The 18,181-nt window shown below is 64.5% G+C and carries 17 protein-coding genes and 2 pseudogenes; 12 read left to right on the plus strand and 7 right to left on the minus strand.

Annotated features, from left to right (window positions below; translation table 11 throughout):
* The first annotated feature begins 213 nt into the window (after positions 1-213).
* From AC07PQ_RS04570 to AC07PQ_RS04580, 3 genes are all read left to right on the plus strand, one after another.
* Complete coding sequence (locus AC07PQ_RS04570) at positions 214-570, plus strand: hypothetical protein (protein ID WP_007927233.1); 357 nt, start codon at positions 214-216, stop codon at positions 568-570.
* Between the two features lie 242 nt (positions 571-812).
* A complete protein-coding gene (locus AC07PQ_RS04575) occupies positions 813-1,007 on the plus strand; it encodes a hypothetical protein (protein WP_007927235.1) in 195 nt (64 codons plus the stop codon).
* Positions 1,008-1,115: 108 nt separating this feature from the next.
* Entirely contained in the window at positions 1,116-1,298 is a 183-nt protein-coding gene (locus AC07PQ_RS04580; RefSeq protein WP_007927236.1) for a hypothetical protein, read from the plus strand.
* On the opposite strand, the gene AC07PQ_RS04585 is transcribed toward AC07PQ_RS04580, so the two are convergent.
* A complete protein-coding gene (locus tag AC07PQ_RS04585; protein WP_007927238.1) occupies positions 1,295-2,362 on the minus strand; it encodes an AI-2E family transporter in 1,068 nt (355 codons plus the stop codon). The two genes, AC07PQ_RS04580 and AC07PQ_RS04585, sit on opposite strands and share 4 nt — an antisense overlap.
* A gap of 167 nt (positions 2,363-2,529) precedes the next feature.
* On the opposite strand from AC07PQ_RS04585, the gene trhP reads away from it, so the two are divergent.
* The 7 genes from trhP (at position 2,530) to AC07PQ_RS04620 (ending at position 9,362) form a co-directional block, all read left to right on the plus strand.
* A complete protein-coding gene (gene trhP, locus AC07PQ_RS04590; RefSeq protein WP_493184355.1) occupies positions 2,530-3,867 on the plus strand; it encodes a prephenate-dependent tRNA uridine(34) hydroxylase TrhP in 1,338 nt (445 codons plus the stop codon).
* Between the two features lie 311 nt (positions 3,868-4,178).
* A complete protein-coding gene (locus AC07PQ_RS04595; RefSeq protein WP_007927242.1) occupies positions 4,179-4,955 on the plus strand; it encodes an ABC transporter substrate-binding protein in 777 nt (258 codons plus the stop codon).
* An 84-nt stretch (positions 4,956-5,039) separates the two neighbouring features.
* Positions 5,040-5,729 (plus strand): ABC transporter permease, encoded by a 690-nt coding sequence (locus AC07PQ_RS04600; protein WP_053261906.1) that lies wholly within the window; start codon positions 5,040-5,042, stop codon positions 5,727-5,729.
* A 12-nt stretch (positions 5,730-5,741) separates the two neighbouring features.
* The gene (locus tag AC07PQ_RS04605) at positions 5,742-6,440 is read left to right on the plus strand and encodes an ABC transporter permease (RefSeq protein WP_493184354.1); all 699 of its coding nucleotides are present in this window, start codon (positions 5,742-5,744) and stop codon (positions 6,438-6,440) included.
* Between the two features lie 9 nt (positions 6,441-6,449).
* A complete protein-coding gene (locus tag AC07PQ_RS04610) occupies positions 6,450-7,562 on the plus strand; it encodes a succinylglutamate desuccinylase/aspartoacylase family protein (RefSeq protein ID WP_493184353.1) in 1,113 nt (370 codons plus the stop codon).
* An 18-nt stretch (positions 7,563-7,580) separates the two neighbouring features.
* On the plus strand, positions 7,581-8,345 hold the full coding sequence (locus AC07PQ_RS04615; RefSeq protein ID WP_007927261.1) for an ABC transporter ATP-binding protein: 765 nt from the start codon (positions 7,581-7,583) through the stop codon (positions 8,343-8,345).
* A 108-nt stretch (positions 8,346-8,453) separates the two neighbouring features.
* Positions 8,454-9,362 carry a MurR/RpiR family transcriptional regulator gene (locus tag AC07PQ_RS04620; RefSeq protein WP_053261908.1) on the plus strand — a complete coding sequence of 303 codons (909 nt, stop codon included), beginning with the start codon at positions 8,454-8,456 and terminating at the stop codon, positions 9,360-9,362.
* 186 nt (positions 9,363-9,548) lie between these two features.
* Here the strand turns inward: AC07PQ_RS04620 and ctpM are convergent, their stop codons facing one another.
* On the minus strand, positions 9,549-11,228 hold the full coding sequence (gene ctpM / locus AC07PQ_RS04625) for a methyl-accepting chemotaxis protein CtpM (protein ID WP_007932949.1): 1,680 nt from the start codon (positions 11,226-11,228) through the stop codon (positions 9,549-9,551).
* Between the two features lie 216 nt (positions 11,229-11,444).
* Positions 11,445-12,761: a Na+/H+ antiporter family protein gene (locus tag AC07PQ_RS04630; protein ID WP_493184850.1), complete on the minus strand. Its 1,317-nt coding sequence runs from the start codon at positions 12,759-12,761 to the stop codon at positions 11,445-11,447.
* A gap of 646 nt (positions 12,762-13,407) precedes the next feature.
* On the opposite strand from AC07PQ_RS04630, the pseudogene AC07PQ_RS04635 reads away from it, so the two are divergent.
* Positions 13,408-14,478, plus strand: a pseudogene (locus tag AC07PQ_RS04635) (cache domain-containing protein); the annotation flags it as partial.
* A gap of 342 nt (positions 14,479-14,820) precedes the next feature.
* Positions 14,821-15,336, plus strand: a pseudogene (locus AC07PQ_RS04640) (methyl-accepting chemotaxis protein); the annotation flags it as partial.
* 210 nt (positions 15,337-15,546) lie between these two features.
* Here the strand turns inward: AC07PQ_RS04640 and AC07PQ_RS04645 are convergent.
* From AC07PQ_RS04645 to AC07PQ_RS04660, 4 genes are read right to left on the minus strand one after another with little or no spacing between them, the layout of a single operon-like run.
* Complete coding sequence (locus AC07PQ_RS04645; RefSeq protein ID WP_053261911.1) at positions 15,547-16,860, minus strand: sensor histidine kinase; 1,314 nt, start codon at positions 16,858-16,860, stop codon at positions 15,547-15,549.
* Positions 16,857-17,525, minus strand: coding sequence for a response regulator transcription factor (locus tag AC07PQ_RS04650; RefSeq protein ID WP_007930561.1), 669 nt, complete (start codon positions 17,523-17,525; stop codon positions 16,857-16,859). The genes AC07PQ_RS04645 and AC07PQ_RS04650 overlap by 4 nt, the downstream gene beginning before the upstream one ends.
* Positions 17,525-17,839, minus strand: coding sequence for a PepSY domain-containing protein (locus AC07PQ_RS04655; protein WP_009044670.1), 315 nt, complete (start codon positions 17,837-17,839; stop codon positions 17,525-17,527). The genes AC07PQ_RS04650 and AC07PQ_RS04655 overlap by 1 nt, the downstream gene beginning before the upstream one ends.
* A complete protein-coding gene (locus AC07PQ_RS04660) occupies positions 17,839-18,147 on the minus strand; it encodes a PepSY domain-containing protein (RefSeq protein WP_493184352.1) in 309 nt (102 codons plus the stop codon). Before AC07PQ_RS04660 ends, AC07PQ_RS04655 begins: the two co-directional genes overlap by 1 nt.
* Between the last annotated feature and the right edge of the window lie 34 nt (positions 18,148-18,181).

An 18,181-nucleotide genomic window follows, 5' to 3' on the forward strand; every position in this document is an offset into this window, starting at 1 on the left:
AGTCAGTCATCGGGTTCTGCCCGATCATATCGACGTGCCTGAAAAACGGGCCTGCCGCCCACGGACGAGGGTCAATAAACCGGTACAGACCTTACACAAAATTTACCCGGCGGCTGTGCAGTTTTTCAGAAAAAAGCGGTCTTAGAAGTATCCCCGCGACAGTCCTCGCGTCTATTGCAGACCGAGCGCTGGGGTCGGAACCGAGGAATAGCCATGATGCGTAAAATCCCCAAGATAGCCTTGCTCATTGGTGCACTTGCTGTCGCCGGTCAAGCGTCCGCCCACGGTGGCGGTGGTTGGGGTGGCCCGGCGGTAGTCGGTGCGGTGGTCGGCGCCGCGGTAGTGGGTTCGGTGATCGCCAGCCACAGCCGCCCGGTCTACGTGCAACAGCCAGTCTACGTCCAGCCGCAGCCGGTTTATGCCGCGCCGCCACCGGTCTACTACCAGCCACAGCCGGTGTACGTGGAAGGCCCGCCGGTCTATTACCGCCCGGCCCCGGTGTACTACGGCCCACCCCGCGGCTACTACGGCCCGCCCCGCCATTACTACTATGGCCCCGGCCGCTGGTAAGCCAGGCGTCCACACACCTACAGGCCCCGCCTTCGCCAGCGGGGCCTGTTGCGTTTTGCCAAACGTCTGAATAAATCTTGCAAAGGTCGTTGCTGGAACAGTTTTTGCGATTCAATCCGGCAATAGTGTTGCCCAACGGCAGCCCGTGCAGGCGAGCCCACGACTGTCATATTTATGTCATGCCAGGTCCGCAAGATCGGATCTGTCCACAAAACAGCCCCATAACAACAAGGACGACTCCCATGCCGACACAGAACCCCCATCACTCCCCCACCCTGGGTACCGCGAGCAAGGTGTACAGCGCCCTGACCGAACTCAAGCACCTGGAAGGCCACCGCAGCGCCAAGTTCCTGGCCTTGCTGGCCGAGCACCTGGTGCGCAAGGGCCTGCTGCACGACCCGGAAGTGGTCTACATGCTCGATCAGGTCGTCGACTGATCGGGCTGGCGCTTTTTTCGCCGGTATCGATGTCCACTATCGAGCGCGGTGATTTTTCGTAGCACCTGCCGGTCCGTAAGGTAACTCCACAGATTGATGGAGGTACTTATGCCCAAGGTTCAGATCATGTCCGTTATCGGTAGCGCCGTTCCCACCTCGCTCAGGGAACTGGGGTTGCTGGCGTGTTGGTACCTGGTGCGCGACGGCGAGCCGGTCAGCGGCCCGCTCACTTCGCTGACCGCCGCCCAGGCCCTGTCGCAAAAGATCGAGCAGCGCGTCCTGCATGCCTAAGGCAACGGCAGCTGTGGCCGCGGCCGGGTATCGACGAACAGGCCCCAGCTGGAGATGAACAGCGCGGCGATCAATGGCCCGATGACAAAGCCGTTCAGGCCGAAGATCGCCAGGCCCCCCAGGGTTGAAATCAGAATCAGGTAATCCGGCATCCTGGTGTCCTTGCCCACCAGGATCGGGCGCAGCACGTTGTCCACCAGGCCGATCACGAACACCCCGTACAAGCCCAGCAGCACCCCTTGCCAGATCGCCCCGCTGAACAGGAAGTACAGGGCCACCGGGCCCCAGACGATCGCCGCGCCCACCGCCGGCAACAACGACAGCAGGGCCATCAGCACCGCCCACAGCAACGGGCTGGGAATCTCCAGAAACCAGAAGATCAACCCGCCCAGCAGCCCCTGGCTGATCGCCACCAGCACGTTACCCTTCACCGTGGCCCGCACCACCCGATTGAACTTGAGCTGCAGCCGGCGTTTCTGGTGCTCGGCCAACGGCACCGCGATGCGCACCTTGCGTACCAGTTCGGGGCCATCGCGCAAAAAGAAGAACAACAGGTACAGCATCACGAAAAAGCTCACCACGAACTTGAAGGTGCCCTGGCCGACGCTGAACGCCTGGGTGGCGAAGAACTGGCTGCCTTGCAGCGCATTCTTGACGATTTTCTCGCGCACGCTCTCCAGCTCACCCAGGCCGAAACGGTCCAGCAGTTGCTGGAAGTACGGCGGCAGGCTGTGCTTGAACCGGTCCAGGTGACCGGCGATGTCCAGCTTGCCGCTTTCGATGCTCTGGTAGAGGTTGGCGCCCTCCTGCACCAGCAAGGTGCTGATGATCGCCACCGGCAGAATGGCGATGACCAGGCAGATGCTCAGGGTGCACAGGGCGGTCAGGTTGCGTGGCCAACCGAACTTGAGTTGCAGGCGCCGTTGCAGCGGGTCGAACAGGATGCCGAGAATCACCGCCCAGAACACCGGGCCGTAAAAGGGCAGCAGAAGCCAGATAAAGGCGACGGTCACCAGGGTCAGCAGAAGCAACAGGCTTTTGTGTTGCATGAGGTGCTGGTTCATGTCCGCTCCCCGTCAATAAAGTCCAGGACGCCGCAAAGCGCTCCTACAGCGTTAGTCCGCCGGCGTTCGGCCAAGTGCCCTGTTTTATTCGTCGAGCATAGACCCAGATCAATGCCGCCAACCGACCCTGGCCTTACCCTCGCGACCTTTTGCCATCGACAATCGCCATGACGCCCCTGACCCGCCCCGAACTGCTCGCCCCCGCCGGCACCCTGAAAAACATGCGCTACGCCTTCGCCTATGGCGCCGACGCGGTGTACGCCGGCCAACCGCGCTACAGCCTGCGGGTGCGCAACAACGAATTCGACCACGCCAACCTGGCCCTCGGCATTCGCGAGGCCCAGGCCCAGGGCAAGCGCTTCTATGTGGTGGTCAACATCGCCCCGCACAACGCCAAGCTCAAGACCTTCCTCAAGGACCTGGAGCCGGTGATCGCCATGGCCCCGGACGCGCTGATCATGTCCGACCCGGGGCTGATCATGCTGGTGCGCCGGCACTTCCCGCAGATGCCGATCCACCTGTCGGTGCAGGCCAATACGGTGAACTGGGCCAGCGTCGAGTTCTGGCAGCAACAGGGCCTGAGCCGGATCATCCTGTCCCGCGAGCTGTCCCTGGAAGAGATCGAGGAAATCCGCCAGCAAGTGCCGGCCATGGAGCTCGAGGTATTCGTCCACGGCGCGCTATGCATGGCCTATTCCGGGCGCTGCCTGCTGTCGGGCTACATGAACAAGCGCGATGCCAACCAGGGCACCTGCACCAATGCCTGCCGCTGGAAATACCAAGCCGAGTCAGCCACGGAGAATACCGTCGGCGAGATCGTCCGGCAGTTCCAGCCGGAACCGACCCTGGGCCTGGGCGCGCCGACCGACCAGGTGTTCCTGCTGCGCGAGGCCAATCGCCCGGACGAAGCGATGCCGGCCTTCGAGGACGAGCACGGCACCTACATCATGAACGCCAAGGATCTGCGCGCGGTGCAGCACGTCGAGCGCCTGACGCGCATGGGCGTGCACTCGTTGAAGATCGAGGGCCGCACCAAGTCGCACTTCTATTGCGCCCGCACCACCCAGGTCTATCGCCGGGCCATCGACGACGCGGTGGCCGGCCGCGAGTTCGACCGCAGCCTGATGAACGACCTGGAGTCCCTGGCCCAGCGTGGCTACACCGAAGGTTTCCTGCGCCGCCACGTGCATGACGAGTACCAGAACTACCAGAACGGCAGCTCGGTGTCGGAACGCCAGCAGTTCGTCGGCGAACTCACCGGCGAACGCCGCGACCGGCTGGCGGAAGTCAAGGTGAAGAACCGCTTTGCCCTGGGCGACCATATGGAACTGATGACCCCCAAGGGCAACTTCCACTTCGACCTGCACCAGTTGCAGAACGTGCGCGGCGAGCCGATCGAGGTCGCACCGGGGGACGGACATACGGTGTACCTGCCGATCCCGGACGCCGTGGATCTGCGCTTTGCCTTGCTGATGCGCGATGTGACGGCGAACAGCGCGGTTTAATCCTGATTGAGGTGGCGTCGCTGATGACGCCATCGCGGGCAAGCCGGATCGCCGCCCGCTCGCTTCTACACCGCAATAACCCTGCCCCTGCATCACGTACGCCCCCTCCCCCAAATCCATCCCAACAGGCTGCGCCGACCGGTGCGGCCGGATATCCGCACGGGCCATTCTGACATTATTATTTTCACAATATTGATTTATGAAATAATACATGTCATCTATAGCCACACCAAAATCACCAGGACCGAATCACGCCAGAACGGACGGCTTGTACCCGTACCACCCCAACGCCCCTCCAAGGAGTCAACAATATGAACAAGACAGAACTTCTAGGTGCTCTGGCGCTGTGCGCCGCAAGCTTCCTGGCCCACGCCGACGAAGACCGCCTGCGTATCGGCATCGAAGCCGCCTACCCGCCCTTTTCCTTCAAGACGCCGGAGGGCAACGTCAGTGGTTTCGACTACGACATCGGCAACGCCTTGTGCGCAGAGATGAAGGTGAAATGCGAGTGGGTCATCCAGGAATTCGACGGCATGATCCCGTCGCTCAAGGTGCGCAAGATCGATGCCGTGCTGTCGTCGATGTCGATCACCGAGGACCGGATGAAGTCGGTCGACTTCAGCAAAAAGTACTACCACACGCCGGGCAAGTTCGCGATGAAGGCCGGCAATGTGATCAACGACCCGGTGCAGGACCTCAAGGGCAAGAAAGTCGGCGTGCAACGCTCCTCGACCTACGACCGTTTCGCCACCGAGCAACTGGCCAACGCCGGGATCGAGGTGGTTCGCTATGCCTCGCAGAACGAAGCCTTCCTCGACCTCGCCTCGGGCCGTCTGGACGCCACCCTCGCCGACATCGTCAACACCGACGAGAGCTTTATCAAGACCGCGGCAGGCAAGGGTTTCGCCCTGGTCGGGCCGGACATCAGCGACCCGAACTATTTCGGCAGGGGCGCCGGGATCGCCGTGCGCAAGGGCGATAGCGCCAATGCCGCGCGCCTCAATGCGGCCATCGACGCCATCCGCGCCAACGGCAAGTACCAGCAGGTAATGGCCCGTTACTTCGCATTCGATATCTACGGCGAATAAGCCTGACCCAGGGCCCTGGCGCCGGCCCGTTGCCGGTGCCGCGCCCGCCTTGCGCCTCGCGGCGCTCGCTTGAGGAACTTCATCATGCTCCACGGCTACGGATCGAGCATTCTCGATGGCGCCTGGCTGACCATCAACCTGGCGCTGACCTCCATGACCCTGGCCATTGCCCTGGGCCTGGTCGGCGCGGCCTTTCGCCTGTCGCCGCTGAAATGGCTGGCGATGCTGGGCGAAGGGTATACGACCCTGATTCGCGGGATTCCCGACCTGGTGTTGATCCTGCTGATCTTCTACGGCGGCCAGGATCTGGTGAACCGCCTTGCCCTGGCGCTCGGTTACACCCGCTATTTCGACATCAACCCGTTTATCGCCGGCGTCTGCACCATGGGCTTCATTTTTGGCGCCTATCTCTCGGAGACGTTTCGCGGCGCCTTCATGGCGATCCCCAAGGGCCAGGCCGAGGCCGGCGCGGCTTATGGCATGAGTGGCGCCCAAGTGTTCTGGCGGATTCTGGTGCCGCAGATGATTCGCTTCGCCATTCCCGGCTTCACCAACAACTGGCTGGTACTGACCAAGTCCACCGCGCTGATTTCGGTGATCGGCCTGCAGGACATGATGTTCAAGGCCAAGAACGCGGCGGACGCCACTCATGAACCCTTCACCTTCTTTCTCGCCGTGGCGGCGCTGTACCTGCTGCTGACCAGCCTGTCGTTGCTGGTCTTGCGTTATCTGGAAAAACACTACTCGGTCGGCCTCAAAGCCGCCGAACTGTGATTGGGAGCCCCCATGATTCTCGACTACCACCTGATCTGGGAGAACCTGCCGCTGTATTTCGGTGGCGTACTGGTGACCCTCAAAGTGCTGCTGATTTCCCTGGCCTGCGGCCTGCTGCTGGCGGTTCCGTTGGCGCTGATGCGGGTGTCCCGCTCGCCGCTGATCAACTTCCCGGCTTGGCTCTACACCTACGTGATCCGCGGCACGCCGATGCTGGTGCAGCTGTTCCTGATCTACTATGGCCTGGCCCAGTTCGAAGTGGTACGCCAGAGCCTGCTCTGGCCTTACCTCTCCAGCGCCACCTTCTGTGCCTGCCTGGCCTTCGCGCTCAACACCGGCGCCTATAGCGCCGAACTGCTGGCCGGCAGCCTGAAGGCCACGGCCCACGGCGAGATCGAGGCCGCCAGGGCCATGGGCATGTCGCGCCTGACCCTGTACCGGCGCATTCTCCTGCCCTCGGCCTTGCGCCGGGCGCTGCCGCAGTACAGCAACGAAGTGCTGATGATGCTGCAAACCACCAGCCTGGCCTCCATCGTCACCCTCGTCGACATCACCGGCGCCGCGCGCACCGTCAGTTCACGCTTCTACCTGCCGTTCGAGGCGTTCATCACCGCCGGGCTCATCTACCTGGTCCTGACTTTCATCCTGGTCCGCCTGTTCAAGCTCGCCGAGCGCCGCTGGCTGGCGTACCTGGCACCGCGCAAGCACTGAGGAGCTGTTATGGAACACATTCAATACCGCTTGCCCTGGAGCGCTTCGGGCACCGAACGCCAGCTGACGCTGTTTCGTTTCGGCAGCGGGCCGCGCAAGGCCTACATCCAGGCGTCCCTGCACGCCGACGAGCTACCGGGCATGCGGGTGGCCGTCGAACTCAAGCGGCGCCTGCTCGAACTGGAAGAACAAGGCCGCCTGACGGGGGTGATAGAGCTGGTGCCGATGGCCAACCCGATCGGCATCGCCCAGATGTTCCAGGCCACCCACCAAGGCCGCTTCGAGTTCGGCAGCGGCAAGAACTTCAATCGCGATTTCCCGGAGCTGACCGAGGCCGTGACGCCGTTGCTGGAAGGCCGGCTGGGCGACGACGCCAGCGCCAACATCGCGCTGATCCGCCGCGCCCTGCTCGATGCCCTGGCAGACATGCCGGCGCCGGCCTCGGAACTCGACGGCCTGCGCCGCCTGTTGTTGCAGCATGCCTGCGATGCCGATGTGGTGCTGGACCTGCACTGCGACTTCGAGTCGGTGATGCTGCTGTACGCCATGCCGCAGAACTGGCCACACCTGCGCTCTCTGGCCGCGCGCCTGTACGCGGGGGTCGCCCTGCTGGCCGAGGCCGCGGGCGGCAGCGCTTTCGATGAAGCCTGCGCGATCCCCTGGCTACAGTTGGCCGAGCGCTTTCCGGCGGCCGATATTCCGCTGGCGTGCGTGGCCACCACCATCGAATTGCGCGGCATGGCCGACACCGAACGCGAGCCCTGCGCCGACAGCGCCCAGGCCATTCTCGGCTACCTCGCCGACCAGGGCCTGATCAGCGGCGGCTGGCCGACACCGCCACCGTGCATCTGCGAAGCGACGCCCTTCGCCGGCGCGCAGTACGCCTATGCGCCGCACCCGGGGGTGGTGAGTTTTCTGCAACCCCTGGGGGCCCGGGTCAAGGTCGGCGACCCGCTGTTCGAGGTCATCGACCCGCTGACCGATCACCACAGCCTGGTGCGCGCCGAGACCAACGGCATCCTTTATGCCCGCGAGCGCCTGCGTTTTGCCCAACCCGGTCTGTGGCTGGCCAAGGTGGCCGGCAATACCCCCATCCGCCAGGGTCGCCTGCTCAGCGACTGACTCCAGAGAATCGCAACCATGTACAAACTTGAAATTCAGGACCTGCACAAAAGCTACGGCGCGCACCAGGTGCTCAAGGGTGTGTCCCTGCAGGCGAAAGCCGGCGATGTGATCAGCCTCATCGGCTCCAGCGGTTCCGGCAAAAGCACCTTCCTGCGCTGCATCAACCTGCTGGAGCAGCCCAGCGCAGGCAGCATCGTGCTCAATGGCGAACCCCTCGAACTGCGCGCCAGTAAACTCGGCAGCCTCAAGGCGGCCGACCCCAGGCAGTTGCAACGCATGCGTTCGCGGCTGTCGATGGTGTTCCAGCACTTCAACCTGTGGTCGCACATGAGCGCCCTGGAAAACGTCATGGAAGCACCGGTGCATGTGCTGGGCCTGAGCAAGCAGGAGGCCCGGGAAAAGGCCGGGCACTACCTGGACAAGGTCGGCGTGGCGCACCGTATGGACGCCTGGCCGGCCCATATGTCGGGCGGCGAGCAGCAGCGCGTGGCGATTGCCCGGGCGCTGGCCATGGAGCCGGAAGTGATGCTGTTCGACGAGCCGACTTCGGCACTCGACCCGGAACTGGTCGGCGACGTGCTCAAGGTGATGCAGGACCTCGCCCAGGAAGGCCGGACCATGGTCGTGGTGACCCACGAAATGGGTTTTGCCCGCGAGGTTTCGAACCAGTTGGTATTCCTCCACCAGGGCCTGGTCGAAGAACGCGGCGAGCCGCGCGAAGTGCTGGCCAGGCCCCAGTCCGAACGCCTGCGGCAGTTCCTCGCCGGCAGCCTGAAATAACCCGACGCGGCGCCCCCTGGCCTGGCGCTGCACGCCAGGGGGCGGCTTCGGATACACTCCGCCAACCTTGTGCCCCTCCTCCCATCCTCAGGACATGTTGAGCCGGATATGCCGACCCCACTGAAAGACACCACGGTCTATGCCGCGCCGGTGATGCGCAAACTGGCACAAATCGTTGCCGACCTGCCGCCGTCGCTGCGCAAGGTCGCGGACTTTATCCTGCGCCATCCGTTGAAGGCCGCGACGCTGACCATCGAGGAGATGGCCCACGCAACCTCGACCTCGCCGGCGGCGGTCAACCGACTGGCCAAGACCCTCGATCTCGGCGGCTACACCGGCATGAAGGCCGAGTTGGTGACGACGCTGCAGCAAATGGTCTCGCCGGTCGACAAGCTGCGCAACGAACTGGCCCATCGTCCCGGTGGCGCCTTCGGCCTGCACGAGCAGATCCAGAGCGCCAGCAGCAACCTCGCCATGGCGGCGACCAACAATCATGCCCAGACCTTCGACGCCTTCGTCACCAGCCTGGTCCAGGCGCGCAAGATCTACATCCTGGGCTTTGGCAACAGCGTCTACTTCGCCGGCCTCGCCGCCTCGACCCTGATGCCTTTCTGTGCCGACGCCACCGCCATCAGCATGGAGGGCGGCAACGAAAATGCCGCCTACCGCCTGGCCGCGATCACCGATCAGGACGTATTGCTGGCCATCTCCCTGCCGCGCTACTCCCTCGATACCCTGCAACTCGCCCGTTTCGCCAACGAACGCGGCGCCTCAGTGCTGGCCATCACCGATTCGCCCGCCTCGCCGCTGGCCAGCATTGCCGAACATGTGCTGTTCGCCCCCGCCGACCATCCGGTGATGACCAGCTCCAACATCGCGGTGCTGGCCCTGATCGAAGGCTTGGTGGCCGGGGTGATGGCGCGCAACAAGGAAGCGGTCAAGCTGGCGACCGAGCTGACCGAAAGCGTGATGTCCTACCTGCATATCCCGGGCAGCGGCAAACCGCGCAAGCCGTGAGGCGGTTTTTATCGGGCTACAGGGGCTGGCTCGATGTAAATGCCTGACAGCCCCTGTAGCCGCTGCCGCAGGCTGCGATCGGCTCCAAAGGAGCCGTGCTCTTGAGATCGCAGGAACGTCCTGCGGGTCGAGCGCGACCCCGGCCTATCGCAGCCTGCGGCGGCGGCTACAAGAGAGCCTCCAGCGTCAGATACGGAACTGCCCCACCAGCTTGCCCAGGCGCTGGCCGAGGTCGGCCAGGCTGCGTGAGGTCTGGGCGCCGAGCTGGGTTTCGTCGGCGACGCTGTCCACCGCCACCGCGATCTGGTGCACGCTGCGGTTGATCTCCTCGGCCACCGCGGTCTGTTCTTCCGCGGCGCTGGCGATCTGCGCGTTCATCGAGTTGATGGTGCCGATCAGTTGCGCCATGGCATCCAGCGACGCCCCGGCCTCGTTGGCCTGGTGCGAGGTGCCGTCGCCGGCATCGCTGGAGCGGCGCATGGCCTCCACGGCGGTGCGCGTGCCCTGTTGCAGGCGGTCGATCATGCCCTGGATTTCCTGGGTGCTCTGCTGGGTGCGGCTGGCCAGCGCCCTGACCTCGTCGGCCACCACCGCGAAGCCACGCCCGGCCTCACCGGCCCGCGCCGCCTCGATGGCGGCGTTGAGGGCCAGCAGGTTGGTCTGCTCGGCGATGGAACGGATCACGTCGAGCACGCTGACAATCGACGCCACGTCCTTCTGCAGGCTGTCCAGGGAGGTGCCGCTGCTGCGGATATCGCTGACCAGCGCGTGAATCTGCTGGATGCTGCCATCCACCACGCGCTTGGCCGCCTGGCCTTCCTCGTCGGTCTGCTGCGCCGCCACGGCCGCGCCCTGGGCACTGCGCGCCACTTCCTGGGCCGCCGACGACATTTGATTGATCGCCGTGGCCACCTGATCGGTCTCGTGACGCTGGCGCTCCATGGCCTGCTCGGAACGCTGGGCCTGTTCGGACACCTGGGTCACCAGGCCGGTGAGTTGGCCGGTCATCTCGGTGATCTGCCGCACCAGGCCGTGGATCTTGTCGACGAAACGGTTGAAGGAACTGGCCAGGTCGCCCAGCTCGTCCTGGCTGGTGATGGCCAGGCGGCGGGTCAGGTCGCCCTCGCCGGCGGCGATATCGTCGAGGTTGAGCTTCATCAGGTTCAACGGCCGCAGGATGGTGTTGGCTACCAGCAGGCCGATGGCGGCGATCACCAGCAGCACCACCACGGCGATGCCGATGATGCTCAGGACCATGCCCCGCATGCGCTGGTTGACGCTGGCCTCGACCTCGGCCACCTGGGCGTCGATGCCGTCCAGGTTCACCGAGGAGCCGACAATCAGGTCCCACTTGGGCAGGTATTCGGTGTAGCCCAGCTTCGGCACCAGCACGTCGCTGCCCGGCTGGGTCGAGCTGTACTGCACATAATGCGTGCCGTCCTTGCCGACCTTGACCAGCTCGCGGTTGACGTACACGCCGTTGGGGTCGCGGTTGTCCTTGAAGCTCTTGCCGACGCCGTCCGGGCTGTTGCCCTTGAACAGGCGCACCGTCTCGGAGTCGTAGCCGAAGAAGTAACCGTCCTTGCCGTAGGTGATGTTCGACAGCAGCTTCACTACCTGGGCGCGGGCCGCGGTATCGCCGGGCGCCGCCGCGTCGTAGAGCGGCTTGACGGTGCTCAAGGCCACCTCCACATAGCTTTGCAGCGTGGTCTTGGCCTCGCCGAGCAGGCGCTGCCGGGTCTCGTCCACCTCGTTCTGCGCCTGCTCCTTGAGCATGACGACCGTGGTCAGGCTGATCACCAGCGCAAACAACAGGACCGGGAGGACCGCGAGGGACAGGACTTTGCCCTTCAGACTTAAGCGCATAGGAGGTTCACTCTTGATGTTGTTGGCGTGATACAGCCTTAACGGCACGCCGGAACAAAAGTTGAGCCCCGCAGGACGATGCGCTGAATCTGCGGACGCGCAGCGCCCTTGAGATCTTTCGCGAGCAAGCTTCGCTCCTACAGATATCTGATGCTTCTGTAGGAGCGAAGCTTGCTCGCGAAAGGAACAACGCGCTGCAACTGAACCCCCGCGGGCTCAGAGCACCATGGCGGCCACCCAGCCGAACGCCAGCAGCGGCAGGTTGTAGTGCAGGAAGGTCGGGACCACGGTGTCCCAGATGTGGTGGTGCTGGCCGTCGATGTTCAGGCCGGAGGTCGGGCCCAGGGTCGAGTCCGAGGCTGGCGAGCCGGCGTCGCCCAATGCGCCGGCGGTGCCGACGATGCAGACGATGGCCAGCGGGCTGAAGCCCAGCTGCACGCACAGCGGCACGAAGATGGTCGCCAGGATCGGCACGGTGGAGAACGACGAGCCGATGCCCATGGTCACCAGCAGCCCCACCAGCAGCATCAGCAAGGCACCCACGCCCTTGCTGTGGCCGATCCAGCTGGCCGAGGACTCCACCAGGCTTTTCACCTCGCCGGTGGCCTTCATCACTTCGGCGAAACCGGCGGCGGCGATCATGATGAAGCCGATCATCGCCATCATCTTCATGCCTTCGGTGAACAGGTCGTCGGTCTCGCGCCAGCGCACGATGCCCGACACCGAGAAGATCAGGAAGCCGGACAGCGCGCCGATAATCATCGAGTCCAGCAACAGCTGGATGACAAAGGCCGCAACAATCGCCAGGCCCGCCACCAACAGCGTGCGCGGGTTGTATTGCACCGTTACCTGCTCGACTTTCTCGATCAGTTCCAGGTCATACACGCGCTTCTTGCGGTAGCTGACAAAGGCCAGCAGCAGGCCGAAGACCATGCCCAGCGCCGGAATGCCCATGGCGTGGGTGACATTGATGTTGCTGATGTCCACACCGCTGCGGGCGACGTTGGCCAGCAGGATCTCGTTGAGGAAGATATTGCCGAACCCCACCGGCAGGAACATGTACGGGGTGATCAGGCCGAAGGTGATGACGCAGGCGATCAACCGTCGGTCCAACTGCAGTTTGCTCAGCACATACAACAGCGGCGGCACCAGCAGCGGGATGAAGGCGATATGGATCGGCAGGATGTTCTGCGAGGCGATCGCCACCACCCACAACAGGCCGATCAGCAGCCATTTGACGTTGCCGACGCCGTTGGCGTCCTGGCGGTCCACCAGCAGCAGGATCTTGTCCGCCAGGGCGTGGGCCAGGCCGGACTTGGCGATCGCCACCGCAAAGGCGCCGAGCAAGGCGTAAGACAGGGCCACCGTCGCCCCGCCGCCGAGGCCGTTATTGAAAGCCTTGAGCGTCGCCTCGATGCCCAGGCCACCGGTCAGCCCTCCCACCAGCGCGCCTACGATCAGCGCGATCACCACATGCACGCGGGACAGGCTGAGGACCAGCATGACGCCAACCGCGGCAATTACTGCATTAATCATCGTTACCTCATGGCACTGCGGCGGGAAAACGCCGCAAAAGGAATGAGTCCGGCCAGAGGGCAACCATTGCCGACGCCGGATTGAAAAAGGAGGGTCTTATTAGAGGGCGCGCACTTTGCAGCAGCGGGCAACGCTTGTCAAAACCGGCGGGCATTCGCTGCCCGACCGACTACCGCCTGCGCCGGCAGCTCCGCCATCACTTGTAGCCGCTGGCGCAGCCTGCGATCGGCCGCGCAGCGGACGCCGGGCTGAGGATCGAGTCTTCCAGGCCAGTCGCATTGCGTGCCTTTGCGAGTGCTGCGCACTCGATCGCAGCCTGCGGCAGCGGCTACAGGGAGCGGCATTCGAACGAGCGTTTAAAGAAGGCCGTTCTTCAGCCGATACGCTGCAAAGTCTCAAATAAATATCGAATAAGGACGTCTCCATGTCGCTCAGACAACTTTCCATCCAGTGGAAAATCACCCTGCTCGCCGGCCTCTGCCTGGCCGCTGTAGTGACCCTGCTGGTGGGGCTTTCGCTGTACCGCATGGTGCACAGCTCCGCCCTGGTGAAAGCCTCGAGCATGGAGATGCTCAACGAAGCCGCCCAGGCCCGCATCGAGGCCCAGGGCGAGGTCCAGGCGCTGGGCATCCGCCAGCAATTCATGGACGCCTATCAATACGGCCACGGCTTCTCGCGCCAGGTGCTGTTCCTGCGCGAGCAGGCCGAGAAGCGCTTCCTCGATGCCTTCGACCTGCGCGAGGACCTGACCCGCCAGGTGAAGTCGGCGCTGCAGGCCAACCCCGACCTGCTCGGCCTGTCGCTGGTGTTCGAAGCCAACGCGCTGGACGGCAAGGACGAACTCTTCAGCGACCAGAACGAACTGGGCAGCAACGACAAGGGCCGCTTCGCCCTGTACTGGTCGCAGCCGACCCCGGGCAAGCTGAGCTCCATGGCGCTGCCGGAAAGCGACATGAGCGACACCACCACCGGCCCCAGCGGCCAGCCGGCCAACGCCTGGTTCACCTGCCCGCGCAACACCCTCAAGCCTTGTGTGATCGAGCCTTACTTCTATGTGATCGACGGCCAGAACGTGCTGATGACCAGCATCGTGTTCCCGCTGCTGGTGAACGGCAAAGTCATCGCCTCGCTGTCGGTGGACATCAACCTCAACAGCCTGCAATCGGTCAGCCAGCAAGCGAGCAAAGAGCTCTACGACGGCCAGACCATGGTCAGCATCATCAGCCCGGTCGGCCTGCTCGCCGGCTACAGCGCCGACGCCAGCAAGCTCAGCCAGCGCCTGGACCAACTGGACAAAACCAACGGTGGCGAACTGATCCGCCTGCTGTCGGCCAGCCCCCAGACCCAGAGCCTGCACAACGACAACGCCCTGAAAGTACTCGCGCCCTTCACCCCGATTCCCGGCGGCAAGCCCTGGGGCGTGCTGCTGCAAGTGCCGGAGCGGGTCCTGGTGGGCCCGGCCGAAGCCCTGAAGAACCAGCTGGACCAGAGCAATAAAGCCGGCACCCTGGTCGAACTGGGCCTGGGCCTGCTGGCCGCGGTGCTCGGCCTGCTGCTGGTGTGGCTGATGGCGCGCAGCGTGACCCGGCCGATCCTCGGCGTGGCGCACATGCTGGAAGACATCGCCAGCGGCGAAGGCGACCTGACCCGGCGCCTGGCCTATGACAAGAAAGACGAACTGGGCCAACTGGCCGGCTGGTTCAACCGCTTCCTCGACAAGCTGCAACCGATCATCGCCGAGGTGAAACGCTCGGTGCAGGACGCCCGCGGCACCGCCGACCAGTCCTCGGCCATCGCCACCCAGACCAGCGCCGGCATGGAGCAGCAGTATCGCCAGGTCGACCAGGTGGCCACCGCTTCCCATGAGATGAGCGCCACCGCCCAGGACGTCGCCCGCAGCGCGGCCCAGGCCGCGCAGGCCGCCCGCGATGCCGACCAGGCCACGCGCCAGGGCCTGAGCGTGATCGACCGCACCACCGCGAGCATCGATCACCTGGCGGCCGATATGAGCACCGCCATGACCCAGGTCGAAGGCCTGGCCGCCAACAGTGAAAAGATTGGCTCGGTGCTGGAAGTGATTCGCGCCATCGCCGAGCAGACCAACCTGCTGGCCCTCAACGCCGCCATCGAGGCCGCCCGCGCCGGCGAGGCCGGGCGTGGTTTCGCGGTGGTCGCCGACGAAGTGCGCAACCTCGCCCGGCGCACCCAGGAATCGGTGGAGGAAACCCGCCAGGTCATAGAGCAGCTGCAAAGCGGCACCCAGGAAGTAGTCGGCTCGATGGGCAACAGCCATCGCCAGGCCCAGGGCAGCGTCGAGCAGGTCGGCCAGGCGGTCACCGCCCTGCGGCAGATCGGCGACGCGGTGACGGTGATCAGCGACATGAACCTGCAGATTGCCAGTGCCGCCGAAGAGCAAAGCGCGGTGGCCGAGGAGATCAACAACAACGTGGCGACCATTCGCGACGTCACCGAATCGCTGTCGGAGCAGGCCAACGAATCGGCGCGGGTCAGCCAGTCGCTGAACAGCCTGGCCAACCAGCAGCAGAGCCTGATGGACCAGTTCCGGGTCTGACCTCCCCTTTCAAAAACGCCTCGGTGTAGCCGCTGCCGAGGCACGAGGCTGCGATCGGCTGCGCAGCAGTCGTAGACCCGGCGACTCGGTCGATCAGATACACCGCAGGCATAGGGTTGGCGGGCGCTTCGTCGGAATGCCGCCCAACCCGATCGCAGCCTCGTGCCTCGGCAGCGGCTACAGGGATTCAGGGATTCAGCACCGGCAATATCAGCGCCCAGGCAACTCGATCAACACCCGCAGCCCGCCCTGCGGGCTTTCCAGCAAGCGCAGCACCCCACCCCAGCTTTCGACTATGTCGCGCACGATGCCCAGGCCCAGGCCGTGGCCGTCGGTCTGTTCGTCCAGGCGCGTGCCACGGCTGAACACCTGGCTGCGCTGCTCCTCGGGAATCCCCGGCCCGTCGTCGTCCACCGCCAGGCCATAACCCTCGGCGGTCTGCCACACGCTCAGCGCCACTTCGGCATCGGCCCACTTGCAAGCGTTGTCCAGCAGGTTGCCCAGCAGTTCCAGCAGGTCTTCCCGGTCCCAGGGCAGTTGCAGGCCGGGGGCCGCCTGATAGCTCAGGTCCAGGTGCTCGCCATGGATCATGCTCAGGGTCGCCAGCAGCCCCGGCAGCTCGGCGTCGCAATCGAACAGCGCGCCGGGTAACGCATCGCCGGCCAGGCGCGCGCGGTTCAACTCGCGGTTGAGCCGCTGCTGCACCTGCTCCAGCTGCTCCTCGAGCAACTGGCGCAGCTCCGGGTGCGCCTGCAACTTGGGGTTGGACGCCAGGCTCAGCAGCACCGCCAGCGGGGTCTTCAGCGCGTGCCCGAGGTTGCCCAGGGCATTGCGCGAACGCTTCAGGCTGTCTTCGGTATGGGCCAGCAAATGGTTGATCTGCGCCACCAGCGGTTCCAGCTCCAGCGGCACCTGCTCGTCCAGTTGCGAACGCTGGCCGCGTTGCAATTGGGCGATCTGCTCGCGGGCCTGCTCCAGCGGGCGCAAGGCGCGGCGCACGGTGACCCGCTGCAGGATCAGGATCAGCAACAGGCCGGCCAGGCCCAGGCCCAAGCCCACCTGTTGCATGCGCAGGAAGCTCTCGCGCACCGGGGTGTAGTCCTGGGCCACGCTGATGGAAATCGATTGCCCGAGGCGCCGGTAGTCGGTGCGCAGCACCAGCAGGCGCTGGCCTTCCGGCCCCAGTTGCAGGTTGCTGTGCAGTCCGGTCTGTGCCAGTGCAGGCAGGTCCTGGTCCCACAGCGAGCGGGAGCGCCAGTGCACGTCATCGAAGTCGATGCGAAAGTAATGCCCGGAAAACGGCCGCTGATAGGCCGGCGACAACCGCCGCTCGTCCAGCTGCAAACCCTGGGGGCCCCGGACCAGCGCCACCAGCAGGCTTTCGCTGTCATTGCGCAAGCCGGCTTCCAGGTAGCGTTGCAAGCCCATCTCGAACAGCCACAGGCTGGTCTGCGCCAGCACCAGGCCGACAATCACCATCACACTGATCAGACCCAGGCTCAGGCGGCGCTGGATCGACCTCACTGGGCGTTCCCGCCGAACAGGTAGCCCTGGCCGCGGCGGGTTTCGATCACGCTGCGCCCGAGCTTGCGCCGCAGGTGGTTGACGTGGACTTCCAGCACGTTGGAATCGCGCTCGGTCTCACCGTCGTAGAGGTGTTCGGCCAAATGGCTTTTCGAGAGGATCTGCTCCGGGTGCAGCATGAAATAGCGCAGCAGGCGGAACTCGGCGGCGGTCAGCTGGATGTCCACGCCGTCGCGCAGCACGCACTGGCGGCCTTCGTCGAGGTGCAGCCCGGCGGCCTGCAATGTCGGCTGGTTGGCCTGGCCATGGGAACGGCGCAGCAGCGCCTGGATGCGCAGGTGCAATTCTTCCGGGTGGAAGGGTTTGGTCAGGTAGTCGTCGGCACCGGCCTTCAGGCCTTCGATGCGCTCGGCCCAGGACCCGCGGGCGGTGAGGATCAGCACCGGGGTCGCCAGGCCGCCGGCGCGCCATTTGGCCAGCACTTCCAGGCCCGGCACCCCCGGCAGGCCGAGGTCGAGCACGATCAGGTCGTAGGGCTCGCTGGCGCCCTGGTACAGTGCGTCACGGCCATCGGCCAGCCAGTCCACGGCGTAACCCTGGCGGTTGAGCCCGGCCAGCAGTTCGTCGGCCAGGGAGACGTGGTCTTCCACCAGGAGCAGGCGCATCAGTCATCTTCCTTGTCTTTCAGTAAGCGGCCGGTGGTGGCTTCCAGGTCCAGCTCGCGGACCACGCCCTCGGTGGTCAGCAGCTCGACTTCATAGATATAGACGTCGTGTTTTTCTTCCAGCTCGGCTTCCAGCAACTTGGCCCCGGGGTAACGGTCCAGGGCCTGCTGCAGCAATTGCTCCAGCGGCAGGATCACCCCTTGCTGGCGCAGGCGCAGGGCTTCGTCCTGGTCCAGGTCGCGGGCCAGCGCCACCGAGCAAAAAGCCAGAAGCGCCAGGGCCACCCTGCTGCCGGCGCGTAGATTCACCTTCATTACGTATCCTGATGATCCTTGAGCACCTGGCCGCTCACTGCGTCCAATTCCAGGTCCCACTCAACCCCTTGAGGGTCGCGCATCTCGATCTGGTAGATGTACTTGCCGTACTCCTCTTCCAGCTCGGTTTCGGTGATGGTCGCGCCCGGGTGCTTGGCCAATGCCGTGGCATTGAGTTTTTCAAAGGACACAATGGTACCAGCGTCGCGCAGTCTCAGGGCCTCATCGGGCCCCAGGTCGCGGGCATGGGCCAGGCTGGCGGTCATGCCGATGAGGGTCGCGCTGAACAGGGCAGTCAGGGTTTTCATGGGGTGTCTCCGAATTTCTCGTTATGTGTTGCTA

Source organism: Pseudomonas sp. GW821-FHT09E12 (assembly GCF_059416085.1).